We start from the raw sequence: 2712 nt of genomic DNA, 5'->3' as shown, positions 1-2712 counted from the left end.
AGCGCAATATCGTCAATGTGCAAGAGGTCGTGGCCGACCGCAATTACGAACGCGGGGCCGATTTGCAGAACCAGATCGAGGTCCTGCGCTCGACCGCGCTGATCGAGCGGGTGATCGACAAGCTGAACCTGGGCCGCAACCCCGAGTTCAACCCGGCGATGGCCCCGCCCCCCGAGGCGGGCTGGTTCGACTGGCTGACCCTGCCGCCCGAACTAACCGAAATGCTGCAATCCATGGGGCTGGCCAGCCCGCCGCCACCGCCGCCCGATCCCGCCCTGCAAGAACGCCGGCTGCGCTTGGCGATGATCGACCGGGTTCGCCGCGGCCTGCAACTGACCGCGGTGCGCGGCTCGACCGTGATCCAGATCGGATTCGTGGCGACAAACCCCAACACCGCCGCCCAGATCGCCAATGCCATCGCCGAGCAATACATCGTCGATCAGCTTGAGGGCAAGCTGGAGGCCACGCGCTCGGCCACACAGTGGCTGAGCGATCGGGTGCTGGATTTGCAGGAACGGGTGACAGCGGCCGAAAACGCCGTGGCCGCGGCCGAGGCGCGGCTGGCCACGGATGCGGGCCAGACCGTCGAGATCACCCAGGCCCAGCTGACCGAGTTCAACGCCGCCCTTGGCGCGGCGCGCGCCCGCGAGATCGAGCTGTCGGCGCAGGTGACGCGCCTGCGCCAGGCGTTGACCGAGGGGGCCGATGTGGGCGCCGTGCCCGAGTTTCGCCGCACCGCGCTGATCCAGACCTACCGCGAGGAGGAAAGCGATCTGATGTCGCAAATGGCCGCGCTGCGCGCCAGCGTGGGGCCGGATCATCCGTCGGTGCGCCGGCTTGAGGCGCAGCTGGACGAGACCCGGCGCAAGATCATGGCCGAGGCGCGACGGGTGGTCGAGTCCGTCGCGGTCGAGCGCGACGCCGCGCGCGATCAGGTGACCGAGCTGGCCCGCCGGGTGCGCGACCTGGAAGACAAGGCGCTGGGGCAAAGCGCCGATGCGATCGAGCTGCGCCAGCTGGAACGCGAGGCGCAGGCCTCGCGGCTGCTGTATGAGAATTTCCTGGGCCGGTTGCAGGAAACCTCGCAGCAGGAAAGCCTGCAATCGGCGGATGCGCGGGTGATCTCGCCCGCCGAGGTGCCGCGCGGCCCGGTGACGGATGGCAAGCGTCGCCTGCTGGCCATCGGGGGCGTGGCCGGGGTCGTGCTGGGGGCGGGGCTGGTGTTCCTGCTGGACCGGCTGAACAACACCTTCCGCAGCCCCGGGCTGGTCGAGGATCAGTTGCGCCTGCCGGTACTGGCCAGCATCCCGATGATTCCTGGCACCGACAACAAGCGGCGCAAGATCGTCGAGCATTTCCGCGACAAGCCCGGTTCGGCCCTGGCCGAGGCGATACGCGGGCTGCGCACCTCGATCCTGTTTTCCAATGTCGATGCGCCGCCCAAGGTGGTGATGATGACATCCTCGACCCCGCGCGAGGGCAAATCGACCACCGCGGTGCTGCTGGCGCTGACCAGTCAGCAGATGGGGCGCAAGACCATCATCGTGGATTGCGACCTGCGCCTGCCGGCGGTGTCGACCCTGATCGACATCGACACCGACCGCCCCGGTCTGATGGCCGCGCTGAACGATCCCGGCGCGCTTGAGGATGCGGTCAGCACCGAGCCTGCGACCGGGCTGCATGTGCTGCTGATGCGCGCGGGCGACACACGGCCCACCCAGAACGCCGCCGACATCCTGTCGTCGCAGAAATTCCGCAGCCTGATCGAGCGGCTGAAAACGGAATACGACCTGGTGGTTCTGGACACGCCGCCGACCCTGGTCGTCAGCGATTCGCGCATCGTGTCGGGCCTGGTCGACGGGGTGGTGTTTTCCGTGAAATGGGACGACACCCCGCGTGGCGCCGCGTCAGAGGCGGTCAAGCAATTGCACGGGATCGGCGCCCCCATGATCGGTGTCGTCATGACCATGGTGAATGAAGCCAAGGCCGCGAAATATTCCTATGATGGTTATGGTTACGGCTATTACGGCGGCCAGTATAAAGATTATTATGTCGAGTGATTTCTCCTCAGGGTTGCGTTGTGCAAATTCTACGCCGCCAAATATGGCAATCCGTAAAGAACTCTAAAGCGGCACCCATAGAATTGTTGCTATTTCGTTAATGTCCACGATATAGAAAGGGCGAGCCTGCCAATGTGCGCATGCACCAGAATTGATTCATCCAAGGACGCCTGGCTTTTCGTGTCCTTCTAAATCTGTGGGGATATAATGGCGAATTTCAAAGCGACTCTCGCGGCAGAAGCCATCAACGGTTCGGTTGGTGATCTCGACACTGCCAACTATCTGGCCAACCAGATTGGCGGCGTGACCGTGGACGTCCTGAACGGGGGCTCGCGCAACACGGCCGAGGGCGACACCTATGCCAACATCGACCGCTTTTTTCTGACCAATCTGGCCGGCGAGGTAGACCGCTTTATCGGCAGCACTGCCGACGAGATCGTGCACGGGTTTGGCGGCTCGAACGTGTTGGAAGGCGGCGGGGGCGATGATGCGCTTTATGCCATCAGCGCATTTAACGTGACCGTCGCCGAGGATGGCCGCAACGTGTTCAATGGCGGCACCGGCACGGATACGATGATCGGCGGCGAAGGCGACGACCGTTTCGACATCGCCGCGGGCGATGCGACGGCCGATGAGCTTTATCGCGGCAATG

1 protein-coding gene and 1 pseudogene are annotated in these 2712 nt (G+C 64.5%); both read left to right on the top strand.

Annotated features, from left to right (window positions below; translation table 11 throughout):
* Positions 1-2060 (top strand): polysaccharide biosynthesis tyrosine autokinase (locus tag P1U75_RS00460; RefSeq protein WP_300238418.1); only part of this gene is annotated, 2060 nt, incomplete at its 5' end.
* A gap of 207 nt (positions 2061-2267) precedes the next feature.
* A pseudogene (locus P1U75_RS00455) lies at positions 2268-2712 on the top strand (hypothetical protein); the annotation flags it as partial.

The sequence above is a fragment of the Antarcticimicrobium sp. genome, assembly GCF_029212575.1.
Classification (GTDB): Bacteria; Pseudomonadota; Alphaproteobacteria; order Rhodobacterales; family Rhodobacteraceae; genus Antarcticimicrobium.
The sequence above is the reverse complement of the archived record's forward strand: the minus strand, read 5'-3'. Positions and strand labels throughout refer to the sequence as shown.